A 19664-nucleotide genomic window follows, 5' to 3' on the forward strand; every position below is an offset into this window, starting at 1 on the left:
ATACTCCTGACTGACCGATAGTGAACCAGTACCGTGAGGGAAAGGCGAAAAGAACCCCTGTGAGGGGAGTGAAATAGAACCTGAAACCGTGCACGTACAAGCAGTGGAAGCCGACTTGTTCGGTGACTGCGTACCTTTTGTATAATGGGTCAGCGACTTACTTTTAGTAGCAAGGTTAACCGTATAGGGGAGCCGTAGGGAAACCGAGTCTTAACTGGGCGTTGAGTTGCTAGGAGTAGACCCGAAACCCGGTGATCTAGCCATGGGCAGGTTGAAGGTTGAGTAACATCAACTGGAGGACCGAACCCACTAACGTTGCAAAGTTAGGGGATGACCTGTGGCTGGGGGTGAAAGGCCAATCAAACCGGGAGATAGCTGGTTCTCCCCGAAAGCTATTTAGGTAGCGCCTCGGACGAATACTACTGGGGGTAGAGCACTGTTTGGACTAGGGGGTCATCCCGACTTACCAACTCCATGCAAACTCCGAATACCAGTAAGTACTATCCGGGAGACACACGGCGGGTGCTAACGTCCGTCGTGAAGAGGGAAACAACCCAGACCGCCGGCTAAGGTCCCCAAGTCCTAGTTAAGTGGGAAACGAGGTGGGAAGGCTCAGACAGCCAGGATGTTGGCTTAGAAGCAGCCATCATTTAAAGAAAGCGTAATAGCTCACTGGTCGAGTCGGCCTGCGCGGAAGATGTAACGGGGCTAAACTAGGCACCGAAGCCGCGGATTCATGCATTGCATGAGTGGTAGGGGAGCGTTCTGTAAGTCTGCGAAGGTGTGTTGTGAAGCATGCTGGAGATATCAGAAGTGCGAATGCTGACATGAGTAACGATAATGGGGGTGAAAAGCCTCCACGCCGGAAGACCAAGGGTTCCTGTCCAACGTTAATCGGGGCAGGGTGAGTCGGCCCCTAAGGCGAGGCCGAAAGGCGTAGTCGATGGGAAACGGGTTAATATTCCCGTACTGACACACATTGCGATGGGGGGACGGAGAAGGCTAGATGGGCCAGGCGTTGGTAGTCCTGGTGAAAGGGTGTAGGCAGTGTGTTTAGGCAAATCCGGACACACAATGCTGAGACCTGAGACGAAGTCACCACGGTGACGAAGTCATTGATGCCCTGCTTCCAGGAAAAGCCTCTAAGCTTCAGATGTGTGTGAACCGTACCCCAAACCGACACAGGTGGTCGGGTAGAGAATACCAAGGCGCTTGAGAGAACTCGGGTGAAGGAACTAGGCAAAATAGTACCGTAACTTCGGGAGAAGGTACGCTGGAGCGGGTGAAGTCCTTCGCGGATGGAGCCTGAGCCAGTCGCAGTGACCAGGTGGCTGGGACTGTTTATCAAAAACACAGCACTGTGCAAACTCGCAAGAGGACGTATACGGTGTGACACCTGCCCGGTGCCGGAAGGTTAATTGATGGGGTTAGCCGCAAGGTGAAGCTCTTGATCGAAGCCCCGGTAAACGGCGGCCGTAACTATAACGGTCCTAAGGTAGCGAAATTCCTTGTCGGGTAAGTTCCGACCTGCACGAATGGTGTAACCATGGCCACGCTGTCTCCACCCGAGACTCAGTGAAATTGAATTCGCCGTGAAGATGCGGTGTACCCGCGGCTAGACGGAAAGACCCCGTGAACCTTTACTACAGCTTGGCACTGAACATTGACCCTACATGTGTAGGATAGGTGGGAGGCTGTGAAGCGGTGACGCCAGTTGCCGTGGAGCCGACCTTGAAATACCACCCTTGTATGTTTGATGTTCTAACGTTGCCCCCTTATCGGGGGTGCGGACAGTGCCTGGTGGGTAGTTTGACTGGGGCGGTCTCCTCCCAAAGAGTAACGGAGGAGCACGAAGGTTGGCTAAGTACGGTCGGACATCGTACGGTTAGTGCAATGGCATAAGCCAGCTTAACTGCGAGACGGACAGGTCGAGCAGGTGCGAAAGCAGGTCATAGTGATCCGGTGGTTCTGAATGGAAGGGCCATCGCTCAACGGATAAAAGGTACTCCGGGGATAACAGGCTGATACCGCCCAAGAGTTCATATCGACGGCGGTGTTTGGCACCTCGATGTCGGCTCATCACATCCTGGGGCTGAAGTCGGTCCCAAGGGTATGGCTGTTCGCCATTTAAAGTGGTACGCGAGCTGGGTTCAGAACGTCGTGAGACAGTTCGGTCCCTATCTGCCGTGGGCGTTGGATGATTGAGGGGGGTTGCTCCTAGTACGAGAGGACCGGAGTGAACGAACCGCTGGTGTTCGGGTTGTCATGCCAATGGCACTGCCCGGTAGCTAAGTTCGGAATCGATAACCGCTGAAAGCATCTAAGCGGGAAGCGAGCCCCGAGATGAGTCATCCCAGAGGTCTAGAACCTCCTAAAGGGCCGTTTGAGACTAAGACGTAGATAGGCAGGGTGTGTAAGCGCGGTGACGTGTTGAGCTAACCTGTACTAATGACCCGTGCGGCTTAACCATACAACACCCAAGAAGTGTGAGGCCTTGCAGGTCGAGAACGAATTCATCAGGCAGAGAATTGCTCCTGCATTTTCTGCATTGCCGCCATGCCTGGCGGTGAGCTTTTCCGGATTAAAGTTTATGCCTGGCGGCGATAGCGTTGTGGTCCCACCTGACTCCATGCCGAACTCAGAAGTGAAACGCACCCGCGCCGATGATAGTGTGGCAGCTGCCATGTGAAAGTAGGTCACTGCCAGGCACCCAATTAAAAACCCCGATACTTATGTGTCGGGGTTTTTGTTTTTCAGGCTCAAATACATTCGGTCTTGCAGAAAGTGCCCTTCACGGAGATGAAGTCTCCGTGAAGGGCTTTCTTGTGCCTGCTTTCAATCCACATCCCGGCCCAGGGCCGCACGGCGGATCCGGTACCACTGCTGACGGCTGAGCTGAATGTTTTCTGCCTGCACGGCCTGTTTCACCCGCGCTATCTTGCCGGAGCCGAGGATCGGCAGCGGCTGGCTGGGCAGCATCATCACCCAGGCGTATACCACCTGCTCTATGCTGGCGGCATCCACTTCCAGCGCGATCTGCGCCAGCTCATCACGCAATGGCTGGTATGCCTGCTCGCTGAACAACCGGCCTCCGCCCAGGCAGGACCAGGCCATGGGCTTGAGATGCCGTCGCTGGCATTGATCCAGGGTGCCGTCGGTCAGGGTGTTCTGATTCAGCGGCGATAACTCCACCTGATTGGTGACCAAGGGATAATCCAGTCGTGACTGCAGCAGTTCAAACTGGCTGGGAGTAAAGTTGGATACTCCGAAATGACGGACCTTACCGCTTTTTTTCAGGCTGTTGAAGGCCTTGGCCATTTCATCCGCATCCATCAGATAGTCGGGGCGGTGAATCAGCAACAGATCGAGACGATCGGTGTTGAAGTGGCGCAGCGATTGCTCCGCCGAGGCGATGATATGGGTCTTTTCACTGTTGTAGTGGGGCAACCGATGGTCGGGGTGGGTGGTGGAAGGCAGGGCGATGCCACACTTGGTGACGATCTGCAGCTGCTCCCTCAAGGAGGGTTTCAGCCTGAGGGCCTGGCCGAAGGCGGCCTCACAGCCATAACTGCCATAGATATCGGCATGATCGATGGTGGTAATGCCCAGTTCGAGATGTTGTTCGATAAAGCCGAGTAGCTCCTGGGGTGACATCCGCCATTCCAACAGCCGCCAGTAGCCCAGGATCAAGCGGGAAAACTGCGGACCTTCGGGACTGACTAAAACGCGTGTAACTGGCATGGAGGAACTCCCTGTTATTTATATGATTGTTGTATCTTCCCAACTATAGTCACTGGGCATCGGCCTGGTTAAGACTCAGCTTCAGTTCCACGATGCCGTCTTCCAGGTGCACGGTCACCTTGAATCCCAGTTTGCGTGCCAGCACCACCATACCGCGGTTGGACGGCATGGTCACCCCGCTCAGGGTATTGAGCCCGCGTATTCCTGCATAGCGGACAATTTTTTCCATCAGCAGCCGGCCGAGGCCGACACCCTTCAGATCGGAGCGAACCAGCACGGCAAATTCGGCGTCACTGTTGTCCGGATCCGAAATTGCCCTGACCACGCCCAGGATATCGCCGTTGTCGGCCACCGCGACAAACGCCATCTCCCGGTCGTAATCGATCTGGGTCATATGGGCCAGTTCTTCATGGCCGATCACCACATCGGCAAAGAAACGTTTATAGCGGTCTTCATCGGACACATGGCTGACAAACTCTTTATGGGCCGGTTCATCTTCCGGCAGTATGGGGCGTAACATGATGGGTCTGCCATCCTTCAGACTGGCCTGTTCCTCCCATTCCTTGGGATAGGGCCGGATGGCCAGCCTGGCCTGGCCGTCGCCGTCGAAGGGCTTGAGTCGAAGGTTGACATCGAGGGCGATCATTTCCTTGTCGGTGGCCAGCAGGGGATGGATATCCAGCCTGGTGATCTCGGGGTGGTTGATGATCAGGTGGGAAACCTGGGTCAGAACCCGGCAGACGGCTTCCATATCGAGCGCTTTCTGGGAACGGTTGGCTCTGACCTTGCCGCTTTTCAAGGCATGGATCACCAGATAGCGGGCCAGGGTCATGTTGAGCGGCGGCAGGGCTACCGCCGCCTGCTCTTCACCTTCCCAGTCGACGCCGCCATCTCCCAGCAGTATGACCGGGCCGAACACCGGGTCCGAGCGCACGGCGATATGCAGTTCCTGGGAACCTGCACGACGGGCCATGCGCTGTACCAGCAGGCCGTGGATCCGGGCGCTGGGGTAGGTTTGTCGTACCCGATCGAGAATGGCATCGGCGGCCTGGGCGACCTCCGCCGCCGAGCGCAGGTTGAGCATGACACCGGAAACATCGGACTTATGGGCGATATCTGGAGAGCGCAGCTTGATCGCCACCGGATAACCTATCTGCTCGGCGATATGGGCCGCCTCGGTGGCATCCGAAGCAATCCAGGTCGGCAGAGTCTGAATACCGTAGGCGGCCATCAGCCGGCTGACCTCATGGGTATCCAGCTGTTGTATGCCCTCATCAAAGGCCTGTTGTATAAGGGCCTTGGCGGTGTCGCTGTCGTTGGGCATATCGGAAATGGACTCGGGGGTTTCCATCAGCTGCTTCTGGTTACGACGGTATTCCACCAGGTGCATAAAGGCGCCGGCGGCGCTTTCCGGGGTGCGATAGGTGGGAATACCGGCTTCGGTAAAGCAGCGCCTGGCTTCGAACACGCTGGTTTCACCCGACCAGTTGGTGAGGATGTTGAAGCGTCGGGCACGAGGGTGCGCCTGGATCACCTTGATCAGTTCCCTGGCCACCAGGGTGCTGTTCACCGCGGCGGAAGGAGCATGCATGATCAGGATGGCGTCGAAGTCGTCGCTGTCGAGCAGCACCTTGAGGCTGTCGATATAACGCTCTACCGGGGCGTCGCCAACGATATCGATGGGGTTGGTATGGGACCAGGCCGGTGGCAGTGCCCTGTCCAGGGCTGTCAGGGTCGGCTCGCTCAGGCTGGCCAATTTGCCACCCCGGGCCAGCAGGGTATCGATGGCCATGATGGCCGGACCGCCGCCATTGGTGAGGATGACTAGGCGTTCGCCGCGCAGGCTCTGGGCATGATTGAGGGTTTCCACCGCCGCAAAGAGGTCATGGGTATCCCTTACCCTGAGCATGCCGGCCCGGCGAATGGCGGCATCGTAGGCCGCGTCCAGCCCCACATCGCCGCCGGTATGCAGATGGCCGAGCTGGGCGCCGATGCGGGTTTTACCGCTTTTGACCACCAGTACCGCCTTATTGCGCGATGCGGTTCGGGCCGCCGACATAAAGGTGCGAGCGTCCTGGATGGCATCCATGTACAGCAGGATGGCGTTGGTGTGCCGGTCCCGGGCCAGGTAGTCGAGCAACTGGGCGAAGTCGATATCGCTGGCATCGCCCAGGGAAATAAAGTGGGAAAAGCCGATATCGTTATGGCGGGCCCAGTCGAGAATGGTGGCGCATACCGCTGCCGACTGGGACACGAAGGCAATCCGGCCCGGTTTGGCGGGAAAGGGAGCAAAACTGACATTCAGCCCCAGGTGCGGCAATATCACCCCCATGCTGTTGGGGCCGAGCAGACGCATACCGTGCCGGCGGGCGCTGTCTTTCATCTGTGCCAGCTGTTCGTCGCTGGTGCCGGCGGCCAGGACGATGGCGGCCTTGCAGCCTTTCCGCCCAAGCTGGTCGATGATGCCGGGATTCTTGGCGGCAGGGGTACAGATGATCGCCAGGTCGGGCACCCGGGGCAGGCTCTGGATATCCGGATAGGCCATGACGCCGGCCACGGCTTCATACTTGGGATTAACCGGCATCACCGGGCCGCTGAAGTTGCCGGCCAGCAGATTTTTCATCACCAGTTTGCCGGCGCCGTTATCCCGGTGGGAGGCACCGATCACGGCGATACTGGCGGGCCGGAATAAGGCATCAAGACCTTGCAGCGGCATACAGACTCCTTTATGTAGGTGAGATACCGAGCCTAGGGGGTTGTAGCATATTATAAGGCCCTGATCCTGTTTTCATTGTCACGCTCGTGAACCGGCCCGAACATTGGGGAGGTCCCCGATCCTGGCATATAGCCGCCAGAGTGGACCTGAATCTAGCATTGAAGCCGAAGGCATTCCTTGTGTTATCACAAGCTCTGGTCGAACATGAATGGGCTGTTATCTGCCTCAGCCGGCCCATGGAGCGGCCGCGGATGGCGAGGGGTGTCGATGTGTAATTGAAAGGGCTCATTAACCTCTAATAATGCTTGGTCGTTGTTCTCAAATGCGTCTAGCCTTGTTCAGGGCGGAGCATGATTAAGGATAATCGTTATGGGTTGGAGCAAGCATCTGGGGTTCTTCAGGTTGGGGCGCGGCAGCAATGGGCGGCTGCGGGAAGCGTTGGAACATGCCATTGACGCCGTGGTGAGTATCGATCAACACAACAGGGTCGTCTACTTCAATCCGGCGGCGGAGCGACTGTGGGGCTACGGCCGAGACGAAGTGCTGGGCAACAACGTCAATATGCTGGTACCGGGTGTTATCCGTGCTGCCCACGACGGCTATGTCAACCGTAATCGGGACACCGGTGAAAACCGTATCGTCGGTACCAGCCGCGAGGTGCAGTTGCAGCGCAAGGATGGCCAGATGGTGTGGGTGAGCCTGTCGCTTTCCCGCTATAAACTGGGACGTGATATCGGCTATACCGCCTTCGTGCGGGATATTACCGCCGAGCACAATATGCGGGAGATGATCAACCAGACCCTGGAACAGGCCATCGATGCGGTGGTGACCATAGACGAGAACAACACTGTTACCTTCTTCAACAAGGCGGCGGAGCGGCTGTGGGGCTATGAGCGATCCGAGGTGCTGGGCCAGAACGTCAAAATGCTGGTCCCCCACAACATCCAGGCCAGCCACGATGGCTACGTCAATGCCAACCGCCGTACCGGCCAGGACAAGATAGTCGGCACCAGCCGCGAGGTACCGGTGTTCCGCAAGGATGGCAACCGGCTATGGGCCACCCTGGCCCTGTCCAAGGTGCAACTGGACGGACGTATCGTCTACACCGCCTTCCTTAAGGATGTCACTGCCGAGGTGGAACGGAGGGAGGAATTCCGGCTGTTGTCGCTGGTGGCCAACCGCACCAACAACTCGGTGATCATCACCGATGCCGAAGGACGAATCGAGTATGTCAACCCCGGCTTCTGCAGTCTGACCGGTTACAGCCAGGACGAAGTCAAAGGGCGCAAACCGGGGGACTTCCTGCAGGGTGAACTGACCGATCCGGGCACCAGGGCGCGGATCCGCGACTTCCTGTCCCGCCAGCAGGCTTTTTACGACGAAATTCTCAACTACGACAAGCAGGGCAAGCCTTATTGGGTGTCGCTTGCCATCAACCCGGTGTTCAGCGAGCAGGGCAAGCTGGAACGCTTTATCTCCATCCAGGTCAACATTACCGAGACCAAGTCCAAGGCGCTGGAATTCAATGCCCGGCTGGATGCCATCGGCGCCTCTTTCGCGGTGGCGGAGTGGGATGGCAGCGGCGAACTCAGCTATACCAATGCCCTGCTCGACAGATTAATGCAACTGGACCATGCAGCCATGGCCAAGGGGCCCCTGGGACGACTACGGCAGTTATTGGGGGACGACGCTTGGCAGCTATTGCATCAGGGGCAGAGCCTGAAGCGCGACCTGGATCTGGCCGACGGTAGTGGCCAGGCGGTCTGGCTCGATGTGGCCTTTACCCCTATCCTGGATGTGAACCGGCATCTGGCCAAAGTGGTGATGTACGGCTCCGATGTCAGCTTGCGTAAGCGGACCATCGAGGAAACCAACAGTGCCATGGGAGAGGTATTGGGGTCGAGCGATCAAATCCAGCATATTGCCCGTACCATCAACGATATTGCCGAGCAGACCAACCTGTTGGCGCTCAATGCGGCGATAGAGGCGGCCCGGGCCGGGGAGCAGGGGCGGGGCTTTGCCGTGGTGGCCGACGAGGTGCGTACCCTGGCTGCCCGATCCCGGGCCTCGGCGGACGAAATCAGCCGGCTGCTGGGCGACACCAAGGTGCGCATCGAAGGTCTGGCCGACTCCCTGCAGCGGCTGGAGCAGACCGAATAGGTGAAGGCAGCCGGGGCGGCTCAGCCGAACAGCCGCTCCCGGAACATGAAGAAAACGGCGCCCAGCAGGCAAAGCCCGGCCCAGACGAAGTCCATGCGGAAGGGCTCTTTCAGGTAGAGGATGGAGAAGGGAACGAACACCGACAGGGTGATGACTTCCTGCAGAATCTTCAACTGACCCACGTTCACCACCTGGGCGCCGATGCGGTTGGCCGGCACCTGCAGCAGGTACTCGAACAGGGCGATGCCCCAGCTGATCAGGGCGGCCCAGATCCAGGGGCTGTTCTGCATGTTCTTCAGGTGGCCGTACCAGGCGAAGGTCATAAAGATATTGCTGAGGGTCAGCAGGCCGATGGTGATAAGCAAAGGGTTCATGGGACGGTCTCCGGACTAAGGCGCGCGGATTATCGGGCCGATGGCGCCTTTGCACAAGATGGTGGCGTTCCGGTATTGTGGTTTTTTTCATCATGAGACGTCCCTATGGTTCCCGGAGCCGGTGGCGGGTAAACTGGCGGAAACGGGATGTCACCAAGGTTCACCATGCAGTTTCCTACCATTGAAGATTTTGTCGGCAATACCCCCCTGGTGCGGTTGCAGCGGCTGGCCAGCCACACCCGCAGCCAGGTATTGGTCAAGCTGGAGGGCAACAACCCGGCGGGTTCGGTCAAGGACCGGCCGGCGCTGAACATGATCCGCCAGGCCGAGGCCCGGGGCCGCATCCGGCCCGGCGACACCCTGATCGAGGCCACCAGCGGCAACACCGGCATCGCCCTGGCCATGGCGGCGGCGATCAAGGGCTACCGCATGGTGCTGATCATGCCCGACAACGCCACCGAAGAGCGCAAGGCCGCCATGCTGGCCTACGGCGCCGAACTGATACTGGTGAGCAGGGAAGCCGGTATGGAAGGGGCCCGGGACCTGGCCGACAGCATGGCCGCCGAAGGCAAGGGCGTCATCCTGGATCAGTTCAACAACCCGGACAACCCCCAGGCCCACCTGCTGGGCACCGGGCCGGAGATCTGGCGCCAGACCGAAGGCCGGCTCACCCACTTCGTGTCCAGCATGGGCACCACCGGCACCATCATGGGGGTATCCCAGTACCTCAAGCAGCAGAATGCCGAGATACAAATCGTCGGCTTGCAGCCCAGCGAGGGCAGCCAGATCCCCGGTATCCGCCGCTGGCCCGAAGCCTACCTGCCGGGCATTTTCGACCAGAGCCGGGTGGATCAGGTGCTGGATATCAGCGAGCAGGAGGCGGTGGACACCATGCTCAGGCTGGCGCGGGAGGAAGGCATCTTCTGCGGCGTCAGCTCCGGCGGCGCCGTGGCCGGCGCCCTCAAGCTGGCGGAGCAGGTTGACGATGCCCTGATCGTGGCCATTATCTGCGATCGGGGTGATCGCTACCTGTCATCCGGGGTGTTCAACGGCTAAGGTCGGAGATTTGCGATCAGGGACTGGGGACTCTTTGCCAGTTCCCGAGTTTTAAGCCGTCAATGCCAGCCGTTCGTCGGTCAGCTGTTGCTCGCCCACATAGAGGCGGCCGCCGTTGCTGCCCAGATAGAGGGTCTGGCCGCGTTCTACCTGCGGCAATTGCTGCAGAGGCAGTTCGGCTTCCAGCAACTGCCCGGGCCAGTCCTTTGGTTCCAGCTCCAGATGTACCAGGGCGCCGCGTGGGTTGACGTCGGTCACCAGTACCGGCAGCGGATGGCCGGCGTGCGGCTGCGGGCTCAGGATGATTTCGTGAGGCCGCAGATACCAGCAGGCCTTCCCTTGCCGGTGGCTGGCCACCGGCAGTGGCAGCGGATAGCGGCCCACCCTGAAGCGGCTGCCGCTGAGCTCCCCTTCAATCCTGTTCACCTCGCCCAGAAACTCCAGTACGAAACGGCTGGCCGGCTGTTGCCAGACCTCGTTGGGGCTGCCTGTCTGTTCTATCTTGCCCTGGCTCATCACCACCACCTGATCCGACACATCCAGTGCCTCTTCCTGGTCGTGGGTCACGAACAGGCTGGTGAAATGCAACTCGTCGTGCAACCGGCGCAGCCAGCGGCGCAGGTCTTTGCGCACCTGGGCGTCGAGAGCACCGAAGGGCTCGTCCAGCAACAGCACCTGGGGTTCCACCGCCAGAGACCGGGCCAGGGCGACGCGCTGGCGTTGGCCGCCGGAGAGCTGGGACGGGTAGCGATCCGCCAGGTGCGACAGCTGCACCATTTCCAGCAGGTCGCCCACCTTCCGTCGGATCTCGGCGATGGAGGGACGCTCGCGGCGCGGTTTGATGGTCAGGCCGAAGGCGATGTTGTCGAACACCGTCATATGACGGAACAGGGCGTAGTGCTGGAATACGAAGCCGACCTTGCGCTCGCGGGCGTGCAGGCCGGTGACGTCGGCGCCGTGAAAGCCGATGCGGCCGCCGTCGGCGTGCTCCAGCCCGGCGATGATGCGCAGCAGGGTGGTCTTGCCCGAGCCGGAGGGGCCGAGCAGGCCCACCAGTTGGCCGCCGGGGATGTCGAGGCTGATGTCGTTCAGTACCCGGGCCTTGCCGAAGGACTTGTGGATACCCTCAATCTGAATGCTCATGATGGATTACTCCTGTGCTTCGGCGCGATGCAGGCGCCACTCGAGATAGGACTTGAACACCAGGGTCACCACCGCCATCAGGGTCAGCAGGGCGGCGGCGGTAAAGGCGCCGACCGCGTTGTAGTCCTGGTGCAGCAGCTCCACGTGCAGCGGCAGGGTGTTGGTTTCGCCGCGAATACCGCCGGACACCACCGACACGGCACCGAACTCGCCCACCGCCCGGGCGTTGGTGAGGATGACGCCATACAGCAGGGCCCAGCGGATATTGGGCAGGGTCACTTTGCGGAACAGCTGCCAGCCACTGGCACCCAGCAGCACGGCAGCCTCTTCCGAATCGGTGCCCTGGCTGCTCATTAGCGGCACCAGTTCGCGGATCACGAAGGGACAGGTGACGAACACCGTGACCATGACGATGCCCGGCCAGGCGAACATCAACTGCAGGTCGTGGCCGTCGAGCCAGCCGCCGACGGGGCCGTTAGCGCCGTACATCAGCAGATAGAGCAGGCCGGCCACCACCGGCGATACCGCAAAGGGCACGTCCATCAGGGTCAGCAGGAACTGGCGGCCGGGGAAGCGGAAACGGGTGACCAGCCAGGCCAGCAGGGTGCCAAACACCAGGTTGATGGGCACGGTAATGGCCGCCACCAGCAGGGTGAGGCCGATGGCGTGCAGCATGTCGGGTTCATTCAGGTTCTCGATTACGCCGCCCAGGCCGGCGGCCAAGGCGCCGGCGAAGATGGCCAGCAGTGGCACTACCAGCAGCAGCAGGCTCAGCAGCACGCCGGTGCCTATCAGCAGCCGGCGGCCCCAGGGGCGGGATCTGTTGAGGCGAATGGCTTGCTCCATCAGGCGTTACCTCTTATGCGGCGCATAAAGCGGCTCTGCACCGTATTGATGGCGAACAGCAGCACGAAGGAAGCGAGCAGCACCACGCTGGCGATGGCGCTGGCGGCGGCGTAGTCGAATTCCTGCAGCCGGATGAAGATCATCAGGGCGGTGATCTCGGTCTGCCAGGGCATGTTGCCGGCGATAAAGATGACGGCGCCGAATTCGCCCAGGCTGCGGGTAAAGGCCAGGGCAGTGCCGGTGACCAGGGCCGGCTTGAGCTCGGGCAGTACCACCCGGCTGAAGGCCTGCCAAGGGCTGGCGCCCAAGGTGGCGGCGGCTTCTTCATATTCCGGGCCGAGATCTTCCAGCACCGGCTGCACGGTGCGCACCACGAAGGGCACGCTGGTGAAGATCATGGCCACCACAATGCCGAGCCAAGTGTAGGACACCTGGATGCCGAGTTCCGCCAGCCAGGCGCCGTACCAGCCGTTGGTGGCGAACAGGGTGGCCAGGGTCAGGCCGGCTACCGCCGTGGGCAGGGCGAAGGGCAGATCCATCAGGCCGTCTAGCAGGGCCCGGCCGGGAAAGCGGTAGCGGGTGAGTATCCAGGCCATCAGCAGTCCGAACACCATGTTGAACAGGCTGGCCACGGCGGCGGCGCCGAGGGTGACCTTGTAGGTGGCCACCACTCGCGGGTCGCTTACCACCCGCCAGTACTGCTCCCAGCCCATCTGGCTGGTGTTGATCACCAGGCCGGTGAGCGGCAGCAGTATGATCAGGCTGACGAACAGCAGGCTGGTGCCCAGGCTCAGGGTAAAGCCCGGCAGTACCCGCTTGGTACCCAGCAGCGCCGCCACGGTTCAGCGACCCCGGGCCTGCAGTTGATCCAGGGTGCCGCCATTGGCGAAGTGCACTTCCATCGCCTGCTCCCAGCTGCCGAAGATGTCTTCCACCTTGAACAACTCGGTCTCGGGGAAGCGCTCCGCCACTTCGGCGGCCACGTCCTCGTTGTGCACCCGGTAGAAGTAGTCGGCCAGAATGCGCTGGGCCTCGGCGGTGTAGAGGAACTCCAGGTAGGCCCTGGCGGCGTCGGCGGTGCCGTTGCGCTCCACGTTGCGGTCGATCCAGGTCACCGGGAACTCGGCCAGCACGTTGGTGGGGGGCACCACCAGCTCGAAGCCCGCCTCCGGGTACTGGGCGATGATGTTGTTCACTTCCGATTCGAAGGTGATCAGCGCGTCGCCGATATTGCGTTCGACGAAGGTGGTGGTCGCCGCCCGGCCACCGGTGTCGAACACCGCCACCTGATTGATGAAATTACCCACCTGTTCGCGGATTTTATCTTCATCTCCGTCAAACTGCCGGTGGGCGGCGCCCCAGGCGGCCAGATAGGTGTAGCGGCCGTTGCCGGAGGTCTTGGGGTTGGGGAACACCAGTTGGACGTCGTTCCGGGTCAGGTCGTTCCAGTCCTTGATGTTCTTGGGATTGTCCTTACGTACCAGGAAAGCCATGGTGGAGTAGTAGGGCGAGCTGTCGTTGGGCAGCCGGGTCTTCCAGTCCGCCGGGATCAGTTTGCCTTTCTGGTGCAGCACGTCCACGTCGGTGACTTGGTTGTAGGTCACCACATCGGCGCGCAGGCCCTGCAGAATGGCCTGGGCCTGGCGGGAAGAACCGGCGTGGGATTGCTTGATGCCCAGCTTTTCGCCGGTCTGCCGTTCCCAGTGCTCGATAAAGACCGGATTGATCTCGGCAAACAGCTCGCGGGCGATGTCGTAGCTGCTGTTGAGCAGTTCCTTCGCCTGGAGCGGCAGGGCGCTCAGGCTGGCGGCGAATAGCACGGAAGCCAGAAGGGATGTACGCATAATTTAACTCCAGGGGCAGGATAAGGTCTGCCGATGAGTCTAATATGCTATTGGAGTATTTAAACAAAATTTAATAGTCGGTTTTGGAATATATAAGCAAGAGTGGATATATGGTCTGAGAGCCCTGACGTGCAGGCGGTTCAGGAGGCTTTCTGCCCCCGGGCGCGCAACCGCCAGGAAGCTCGGGCGCCGCCGAGGTTGCCATTCAGGAGCAGATGGGCCATGTGTCCTCGGTGGAAGCGTCGGAACGCCTCATCAGGTTGCTGCTGGATCATATCGAGCGCACATAACCGCCTGTCACCGGGTCTCCGCCCGGGCATAGCGTTGAACAAGGCCTGTTTGAGGGCCTTGTTGTTTATCGGTTGACACCCGTTGGGAAAGCATTGCTACTGAGGCTAAACGAACGGGTGTCAGCCACGGAACGAACAAGACGATAAACAACCAACAGAGCCAGATTTTCACCAGTGCCGACGGGCAAGCGCAACTGGAAGTGGTGCTGGAACAGGAGGTGGTGCGGCTCAGTCAGGCGCAGATGTACGAGCTGTTTGGTCGCGATCAGTCAGTGATTTCTCGCCACATTCGCAATGTGTTTAAGGAAGGCGAGCTGCCCGAGGAAAGCAATATGCAAAAAATGCATATTGCTGGCTCAGACAAGCCGGTCTCTCGTTACTCACTGGATGTCATCGTATCTGTGGGCTACCGGGTAAAATCCCAGCGCGGCGTCCAGTTCCGCCAGTGGGCCACCCAGGTGCTGAAAGACCACCTGGTTCAGGGCTACACCCTTAACCGGCGCTGCCTGGCGGAGTGGGGTATCGAGTTTGAGCAGGCGATGAATCTGCTCAGCCGCACCCTGAGCAATCAGGGGCTGATGTCACCACAAGGGGCGGCGGTGGCGGGCGTGATCAGCGATTATGCCCGCTCCTGGAGCCTGCTGCAGGACTACGACGAGCAGCAACTGGCAGAAATCGGTATCAAACAGCCGGATATGCGACCGCTGGAACTGGACGAGGCTTTGGCCGCCATCGGCGAACTCAAGCAGATCCTGATCGCCAAGGGCGAGGCGACCGAGCTGTTTGGCTGGGTGCGTGGTGATGGCCTGGCCTCGGCACTGGCCACCATAGAGCAGGGCTTTGGCGATGAGCTGTTCTATCCCAATGTGGCCAGCCGGGGTGCCCATTTGCTGTACTTTGTGATCAAGAATCATCCCTTGGCCGACGGCAACAAGCGCCTGCTGTCAGCTATCCTCACTAACACTAGGGCGGTGAGCTGGGCCATGTGCCCTCGGTGGAGGCACAGGAACATCCCGCCGAGCTGCTGCTGGAGCAGATGGGCTGAGGCCTGGCTGCTTTCAGCAACCCTTCGTATTTACCTAACCGAGAGGGCTGCAGTTGCAGACTCCTTCGTTATCCTCGAACCCGTCAACCATTGGTTGGTTCCATATATATCCGCCTCTGTCGCCAAGCCCGCAAAAGCCACTTTCTGAAATTGCACTTTCCCCTCATGGGGTCAATACTTAGTTCCAGACGAGTAAAGATAGGGGTGCGATTAGGTCCGTAAGTTTATAAAAACTAGTTTCATTGGTTGATGTGAAATTGTTTCGTGTTACAGAAAGTTGCTTATTTTTGGGAGGTAATTATGGAAGTTGCAAGGCTATGGCTATTTTCCTTATTATTGCTGATGCTCGCGTGTGGAGTGGCATATGCGACAGGTACGCAACCGAGCAAGGGGCCACTTCCCCTAGCGGAGGTTAAAGCGGAGGTGTGGGGAAGTTATAGTATTCGTCATTCACTCTTTCCATCAGAAGAGTGGGAGTTCTTTATTGTGGTTGTTCCTACTGACGTCAGGCAGGGTACCCTTATAAAGATGGCAAAAGAATTTTATGAAAAGTATCCAAATGCAAGAGCGCGGTTCTTCAGTGACAAGAAACATATCCAGCAGTACGTTGATAGGGATCGGTATATTAACGACAAGAGCGGAAAAGTTAAGGAGGTTCCTTTCCCTGACAGCGAATGGGTCCAGAACCACCTGCTAGGGAATATCAACAACAGATCCAGTACTTACCATCGGCACTGGATGCTAGAAGATAGATATGGCAACAACATCTCGTTGCTACCTTGATGTCCAAATTTTCACAATGACAGCTGTGTTCCAACTCACAGCAAGGGTAATATGTGTATACTTAGCATGTTTTGAGTTGCTTGCTATCTTTACGATTCTCTATTTATGCATTTAAAAGTTAATATCCATAGTTCAACTTTTGAGCAGTAAGTTCTAATTACTGTAAGCGCCAAAGAGTCAGCGCCTGTTTTCCTTGATCTAGTCTCGCCAAACACTGACTCCATCGAAATAGCAACAAGGAAGCAGTTATGACCACCCAACAACGTCAGCACTGCTGGCAGCAACAGTTAGCCGATTGGTACGCGTCCAACCTGTCTGGTACGGCTTTCTGCAAGCCGCGCGCACAGTCTTATTACTGTAGCCGCAAACTGATCGGGAACGAACTCGTTCTGCTTGAGAGAGCGTCAGGCTTTGCTTGCATGACCGCAGCCAAGAACAAGAACCTGAACACGTCCACCCAGTGGACCCTGGTCCTGCCCAGCCTCCAGACTACATACCGAAGCCAACGAGCTGGAGCCATCGGACTTATATTATATCCAGCATGTGCTGGAGCCGGTTTCAAAAAATGGCTCAGTATGGATGGGTTAAGCTTGTCGGTTTAACGGCGCAGTAGCCAAACTAAATTTCTTTACATTAAAATTAAACTACAGAGTAAAGCTATGAAAACAAAACACAAGGGTAAGATCTCAATTAAATCAAAGTCAAATCTTTTGTTTCTGTTGTTGTTTTTTTTAGGAGGAGCTCTTTTTAGTCCGCATTCGTTGAGTGCTAATGTACTGCATAATGAAAACATGGAGTATTGTAAGCGTGAGATAAAAAACAATATTGACTACTCGGTCTGGTTCTTATCTGGGTCTCATGTAAAAACAAATGGGTCAACCAATGAGTATGAAATAAAAGGAGTGGAGCAAGATAGCTTCTTATGTAAGATGGTTGATAATGAAAGAATAGAGATCTATAGGAATGATGAAAGCCCGATTTTATTAACTAACAAAAAAATGGAGGAGGTAATAAAGCAACAAGAAAATAAAATGAAAAAAGTGGGAAATTGGTTTAGGCAGGAAGAAGTCTCACTTTTTGATGACAGTAAAACTGTTGCTATTTTTGTAAGATCAGAGTCTGATATAAAAAGCGGTGTAGGGACTGATGTCTACCCATGGCTTTATATCAGATGCATGGAGAATACAACATCTTTATATGTGATTTGGAATGCTTTTATTGGTGTGGATGTAACTGAAGTTACATATAGAATAGATGATGGTAAAGCTGTTAAGAAAATTTGGGATGTGTCCACAGATCATAAATCTACTGGGTTGTGGATTGGTTCAAAAAGTATTCCGTTAATCAAGGAAATGTTAGGTTCAGAAAGGTTTGTTGTTAGAGTAATTCCTTATGCATCTTCTCCAGAAACTGCAATATTTCCAATTGCAGGACTTCAAAGCTGGATAAATGAAATAAGGAGCTTATGTTCATGGTAACCTTATAGGGAATAGTCATAGAAAGGTAAATCGTGGCCAGCATCATGGGGTTGTAGGCGTGAAATTTTTGTGTTTGTCAAGGATAGTGAGCTTTTAAAAAAGGGCCTGCAATTGCAGGCCCTTTTGGTATCAGGAGGCGGGTTTTTCCGGCACCAGGGGGACCGCCGGCTTGGCGATCAAGGAGCGGGTGTCTTCCACCGCTTCGGTGAGGATCACCTGGATATACTGGCCCAGCTCGTAGACGGCTTCCTTGTCCAGGTAGACGCGGCCGTCGTCCCAGCTGCACTCCAGTCGGTCCCGGTTGGCCAGGATCAGGGAGGAGGGCATGAACACCACGGCGCCGTTTTCCTGCAGCCGCAGCTTGACGCCGCCCCGGCCGATGTCGATGATTTCGGCGTCGAATACCTTGCCCTCGGCCACCGCCGGTTGCAGGTAGCGCACATAGAGCCAGTCGGCGATGTCGCGCTCGGCGCGGCGATGCATGCGGCGCTGCTCGGACAGGTGCTGGGCCAGCTCGGCGCTGGGGGCGTGGGCCTCATGCTCCTGCTCGGCCAGGATCGCCTTGATCAGCCGGTGGTTGATGATGTCGCCGTATTTACGGATGGGCGAGGTCCAGGTGGCGTAGGCGGCCAGGCCCAGGCCGTAGTGCTCGGCCGGGGTCACGCTCATGGCGGCGAAGGACTGGTAGCGGCGCACCCGGTTGTCCAGGTAGCTGGTGTCGCGGGCGTCCAGCCAGCGGCGCAGGGCGCAGAAGCCCTCCAGGCTGGCCAGGCTTTCCGGCTCGAACGGCGCCTCGTGGTGTTGCAGCAGCTCGGCCAACTGGGCCAGCTTCTCGGGGTCGAAGCCGGCGTGCACGTTGAACACCCCGGTGCCGGCGTGTTCGGTCAGCCAGTTGCCGCAGGCCAGGTTGGCGGCGATCATCGCCTCTTCCACCATCTGGTTGGCGATGCGGCGATGGTCCACGTGAATGGCCACCACGTTGCTGGCGTCGTCCAGCTCGAAGCGGTAGTCGGGCCTGTCCTTGAACACGATGGCGTGCTCGCTGCGCCAGGCGCTGCGGGCGCGGGTGAGGGCGGTCAGTTCGCGCAGCTGCTCGGCAATGGCTTCACTCTCGGGCTGCCAGTCACCGGTCTGCTCGACCCAGTCGGACACCTTGTCATAGGCCAGCTTGGCCTGGGAGCGGATGCGGGCGGCGAAGAACTCCACCTGGTCGGTGACCTTGCCGTCAAAGTCGATCAGCAGGCGGGCGCACAGGGCGGGGCGCTCTTCGCCGGCCTTGAGCGAGCACAGTTCGTCGGCCAGGGTGCGCGGCAGCATGGGAATATTGCGGCCGGGCAGGTAGACGGTGAAGGCGCGTTCGGCGGCAACCTTGTCCAGATCGCTGTCGTGGGGCACATAGGCGGTGGGATCGGCGATGGCCACGGTCAGCTCCCAGCCGCTGTCCAGCTTCTTCACGCTGAGGGCGTCGTCCATGTCCTGGGTGGATTCGCTGTCGATGGTGAAGAAGGGCACCTCGGTGAGATCCCGGCGCGGCAGCGATTCTTCCAGGGTCTGCCACTCGTCCTGATCCCGCGGCGCCTGGTTGGCCAGCTTGTTGCGGGCCAGCACCACCCACCAGGGAGCGATGGGATCATCCACCCCGGCCACCAGTTCCACCACCTCGGCGAAGAAACCGTTGTCGTTCAGGGCGTGGCGCTTGAGCTCGCCCAGCACCCAGTCGCCGTCCTTCAGGTTCTTTTCATCCAACCCCTTGATGGCGCGGGCCTTGATGGCGTCCTTGATCAGCGGGTGATCGGGCACGATGTTGAGCCGGTCACGGAACCACTTCACCCGGGCCACGAAGCGGGTCAGCCCCTGCTCGAGCAGGGTTTCCGGTTCGGCCACTTCCTTCTCGTTTTCGGTGCGCACCAGGGCGGTGATGCGATCGCCGTGCAGCACCTTCTTCATGTAGGGCGGCGGAATGAAAATGCTTTCCTTCTCGCTCACTTCGAGGAAGCCGAAACCTTTGGCGGTGGCCTTGACGGTACCTTCCTTGGTCGGCATGGATTCGCGCAGCTGTTGCTTGAGCTGGGCCAGCAGGGGGTTGTCTTGAAACATAGATAGGGAACCTGTCGAAATATCGGCCTGACTATACGGATTTACCCCCCGGATGCCAAGGAAACCTTGGCCCGGGGCCGGGTTTCGGTGT

General features: G+C 58.3%; 13 protein-coding genes and 2 rRNA genes (1 of these 15 only partly in view). 7 read left to right on the forward strand and 8 right to left on the reverse strand.

The features are described from left to right. Both ACEVBK_RS00175 and rrf read left to right on the forward strand, forming a co-directional pair. Positions 1 to 2470: ribosomal RNA gene (locus ACEVBK_RS00175) — 23S ribosomal RNA — on the forward strand (it extends 420 nt beyond the left edge of the window). Positions 2471 to 2593: 123 nt separating this feature from the next. Further along, positions 2594 to 2708, forward strand: a 5S ribosomal RNA gene (gene rrf, locus ACEVBK_RS00180). Positions 2709 to 2835: 127 nt separating this feature from the next. Here the strand turns inward: rrf and ACEVBK_RS00185 are convergent. Both ACEVBK_RS00185 and ACEVBK_RS00190 read right to left on the reverse strand, forming a co-directional pair. Further along, entirely contained in the window at positions 2836 to 3741 is a 906-nt protein-coding gene (locus ACEVBK_RS00185; RefSeq protein ID WP_375056634.1) for an aldo/keto reductase family oxidoreductase, read from the reverse strand. 49 nt (positions 3742 to 3790) lie between these two features. Further along, a complete protein-coding gene (locus ACEVBK_RS00190; RefSeq protein ID WP_375056635.1) occupies positions 3791 to 6457 on the reverse strand; it encodes a GNAT family N-acetyltransferase in 2667 nt (888 codons plus the stop codon). A gap of 369 nt (positions 6458 to 6826) precedes the next feature. Between ACEVBK_RS00190 and ACEVBK_RS00195 the strand changes: the two genes are divergently transcribed. Then, positions 6827 to 8617, forward strand: a complete 1791-nt coding sequence (locus ACEVBK_RS00195) for a PAS domain S-box protein (RefSeq protein ID WP_375056636.1) — start codon at positions 6827 to 6829, stop codon at positions 8615 to 8617. 20 nt (positions 8618 to 8637) lie between these two features. On the opposite strand, the gene ACEVBK_RS00200 is transcribed toward ACEVBK_RS00195, so the two are convergent. Beyond that, complete coding sequence (locus ACEVBK_RS00200) at positions 8638 to 8991, reverse strand: DMT family protein (protein ID WP_202082202.1); 354 nt, start codon at positions 8989 to 8991, stop codon at positions 8638 to 8640. Between the two features lie 165 nt (positions 8992 to 9156). Between ACEVBK_RS00200 and cysM the strand changes: the two genes are divergently transcribed. Further along, positions 9157 to 10047 (forward strand): cysteine synthase CysM, encoded by an 891-nt coding sequence (gene cysM / locus ACEVBK_RS00205; RefSeq protein WP_375056637.1) that lies wholly within the window; start codon positions 9157 to 9159, stop codon positions 10045 to 10047. Between the two features lie 51 nt (positions 10048 to 10098). Here cysM and cysA read toward each other — a convergent pair whose 3' ends face one another. From cysA to cysP, 4 genes are read right to left on the reverse strand one after another with little or no spacing between them, the layout of a single operon-like run. Beyond that, positions 10099 to 11190, reverse strand: a complete 1092-nt coding sequence (cysA, locus tag ACEVBK_RS00210) for a sulfate/thiosulfate ABC transporter ATP-binding protein CysA (protein ID WP_375056638.1) — start codon at positions 11188 to 11190, stop codon at positions 10099 to 10101. Between the two features lie 6 nt (positions 11191 to 11196). After that, positions 11197 to 12036, reverse strand: a complete 840-nt coding sequence (cysW, locus tag ACEVBK_RS00215) for a sulfate/thiosulfate ABC transporter permease CysW (RefSeq protein WP_375056639.1) — start codon at positions 12034 to 12036, stop codon at positions 11197 to 11199. After that, positions 12036 to 12875 carry a sulfate/thiosulfate ABC transporter permease CysT gene (gene cysT / locus ACEVBK_RS00220; RefSeq protein ID WP_375056640.1) on the reverse strand — a complete coding sequence of 280 codons (840 nt, stop codon included), beginning with the start codon at positions 12873 to 12875 and terminating at the stop codon, positions 12036 to 12038. Before cysT ends, cysW begins: the two co-directional genes overlap by 1 nt. A 3-nt stretch (positions 12876 to 12878) precedes the next feature. After that, a complete protein-coding gene (cysP, locus tag ACEVBK_RS00225; RefSeq protein ID WP_375056641.1) occupies positions 12879 to 13880 on the reverse strand; it encodes a thiosulfate ABC transporter substrate-binding protein CysP in 1002 nt (333 codons plus the stop codon). Between the two features lie 532 nt (positions 13881 to 14412). Here cysP and rhuM point away from each other — a divergent pair. From rhuM to ACEVBK_RS00240, 3 genes are all read left to right on the forward strand, one after another. Next, positions 14413 to 15363, forward strand: a complete 951-nt coding sequence (gene rhuM / locus ACEVBK_RS00230; RefSeq protein ID WP_375056642.1) for a RhuM family protein — start codon at positions 14413 to 14415, stop codon at positions 15361 to 15363. Positions 15364 to 15515: 152 nt separating this feature from the next. After that, the gene (locus tag ACEVBK_RS00235) at positions 15516 to 15998 is read left to right on the forward strand and encodes a hypothetical protein (RefSeq protein ID WP_375056643.1); all 483 of its coding nucleotides are present in this window, start codon (positions 15516 to 15518) and stop codon (positions 15996 to 15998) included. A 659-nt stretch (positions 15999 to 16657) separates the two neighbouring features. Further along, the gene (locus ACEVBK_RS00240) at positions 16658 to 17476 is read left to right on the forward strand and encodes a type VI secretion system-associated protein TagO (protein ID WP_375056644.1); all 819 of its coding nucleotides are present in this window, start codon (positions 16658 to 16660) and stop codon (positions 17474 to 17476) included. 129 nt (positions 17477 to 17605) lie between these two features. Here the strand turns inward: ACEVBK_RS00240 and ACEVBK_RS00245 are convergent, their stop codons facing one another. Further along, positions 17606 to 19573, reverse strand: a complete 1968-nt coding sequence (locus ACEVBK_RS00245; RefSeq protein ID WP_375056645.1) for an exoribonuclease II — start codon at positions 19571 to 19573, stop codon at positions 17606 to 17608. Between the last annotated feature and the right edge of the window lie 91 nt (positions 19574 to 19664).

Origin of the sequence: Zobellella sp. DQSA1 (genome assembly GCF_041950555.1) — a bacterium.
GTDB lineage: Bacteria > Pseudomonadota > Gammaproteobacteria > Enterobacterales > Aeromonadaceae > Oceanimonas.

Excerpts from the sequence above, each read along its gene's own strand:
- ACEVBK_RS00185 (WP_375056634.1), bottom strand. The coding sequence starts at position 3,741 with ATGCCAGTTACACGCGTTTTAGTCAGTCCCGAAGGTCCGCAGTTTTCC.
- ACEVBK_RS00240 (WP_375056644.1), top strand. The coding sequence starts at position 16,658 with ATGAAAACAAAACACAAGGGTAAGATCTCAATTAAATCAAAGTCAAAT.
- ACEVBK_RS00195 (WP_375056636.1), top strand. The coding sequence starts at position 6,827 with ATGGGTTGGAGCAAGCATCTGGGGTTCTTCAGGTTGGGGCGCGGCAGC.
- ACEVBK_RS00245 (WP_375056645.1), bottom strand. The coding sequence starts at position 19,573 with ATGTTTCAAGACAACCCCCTGCTGGCCCAGCTCAAGCAACAGCTGCGC.
- cysA (WP_375056638.1), bottom strand. The coding sequence starts at position 11,190 with ATGAGCATTCAGATTGAGGGTATCCACAAGTCCTTCGGCAAGGCCCGG.
- cysM (WP_375056637.1), top strand. The coding sequence starts at position 9,157 with ATGCAGTTTCCTACCATTGAAGATTTTGTCGGCAATACCCCCCTGGTG.
- ACEVBK_RS00235 (WP_375056643.1), top strand. The coding sequence starts at position 15,516 with ATGGAAGTTGCAAGGCTATGGCTATTTTCCTTATTATTGCTGATGCTC.
- ACEVBK_RS00190 (WP_375056635.1), bottom strand. The coding sequence starts at position 6,457 with ATGCCGCTGCAAGGTCTTGATGCCTTATTCCGGCCCGCCAGTATCGCC.
- rhuM (WP_375056642.1), top strand. The coding sequence starts at position 14,413 with ATGTACGAGCTGTTTGGTCGCGATCAGTCAGTGATTTCTCGCCACATT.
- cysP (WP_375056641.1), bottom strand. The coding sequence starts at position 13,880 with ATGCGTACATCCCTTCTGGCTTCCGTGCTATTCGCCGCCAGCCTGAGC.
- ACEVBK_RS00200 (WP_202082202.1), bottom strand. The coding sequence starts at position 8,991 with ATGAACCCTTTGCTTATCACCATCGGCCTGCTGACCCTCAGCAATATC.
- cysW (WP_375056639.1), bottom strand. The coding sequence starts at position 12,036 with ATGGAGCAAGCCATTCGCCTCAACAGATCCCGCCCCTGGGGCCGCCGG.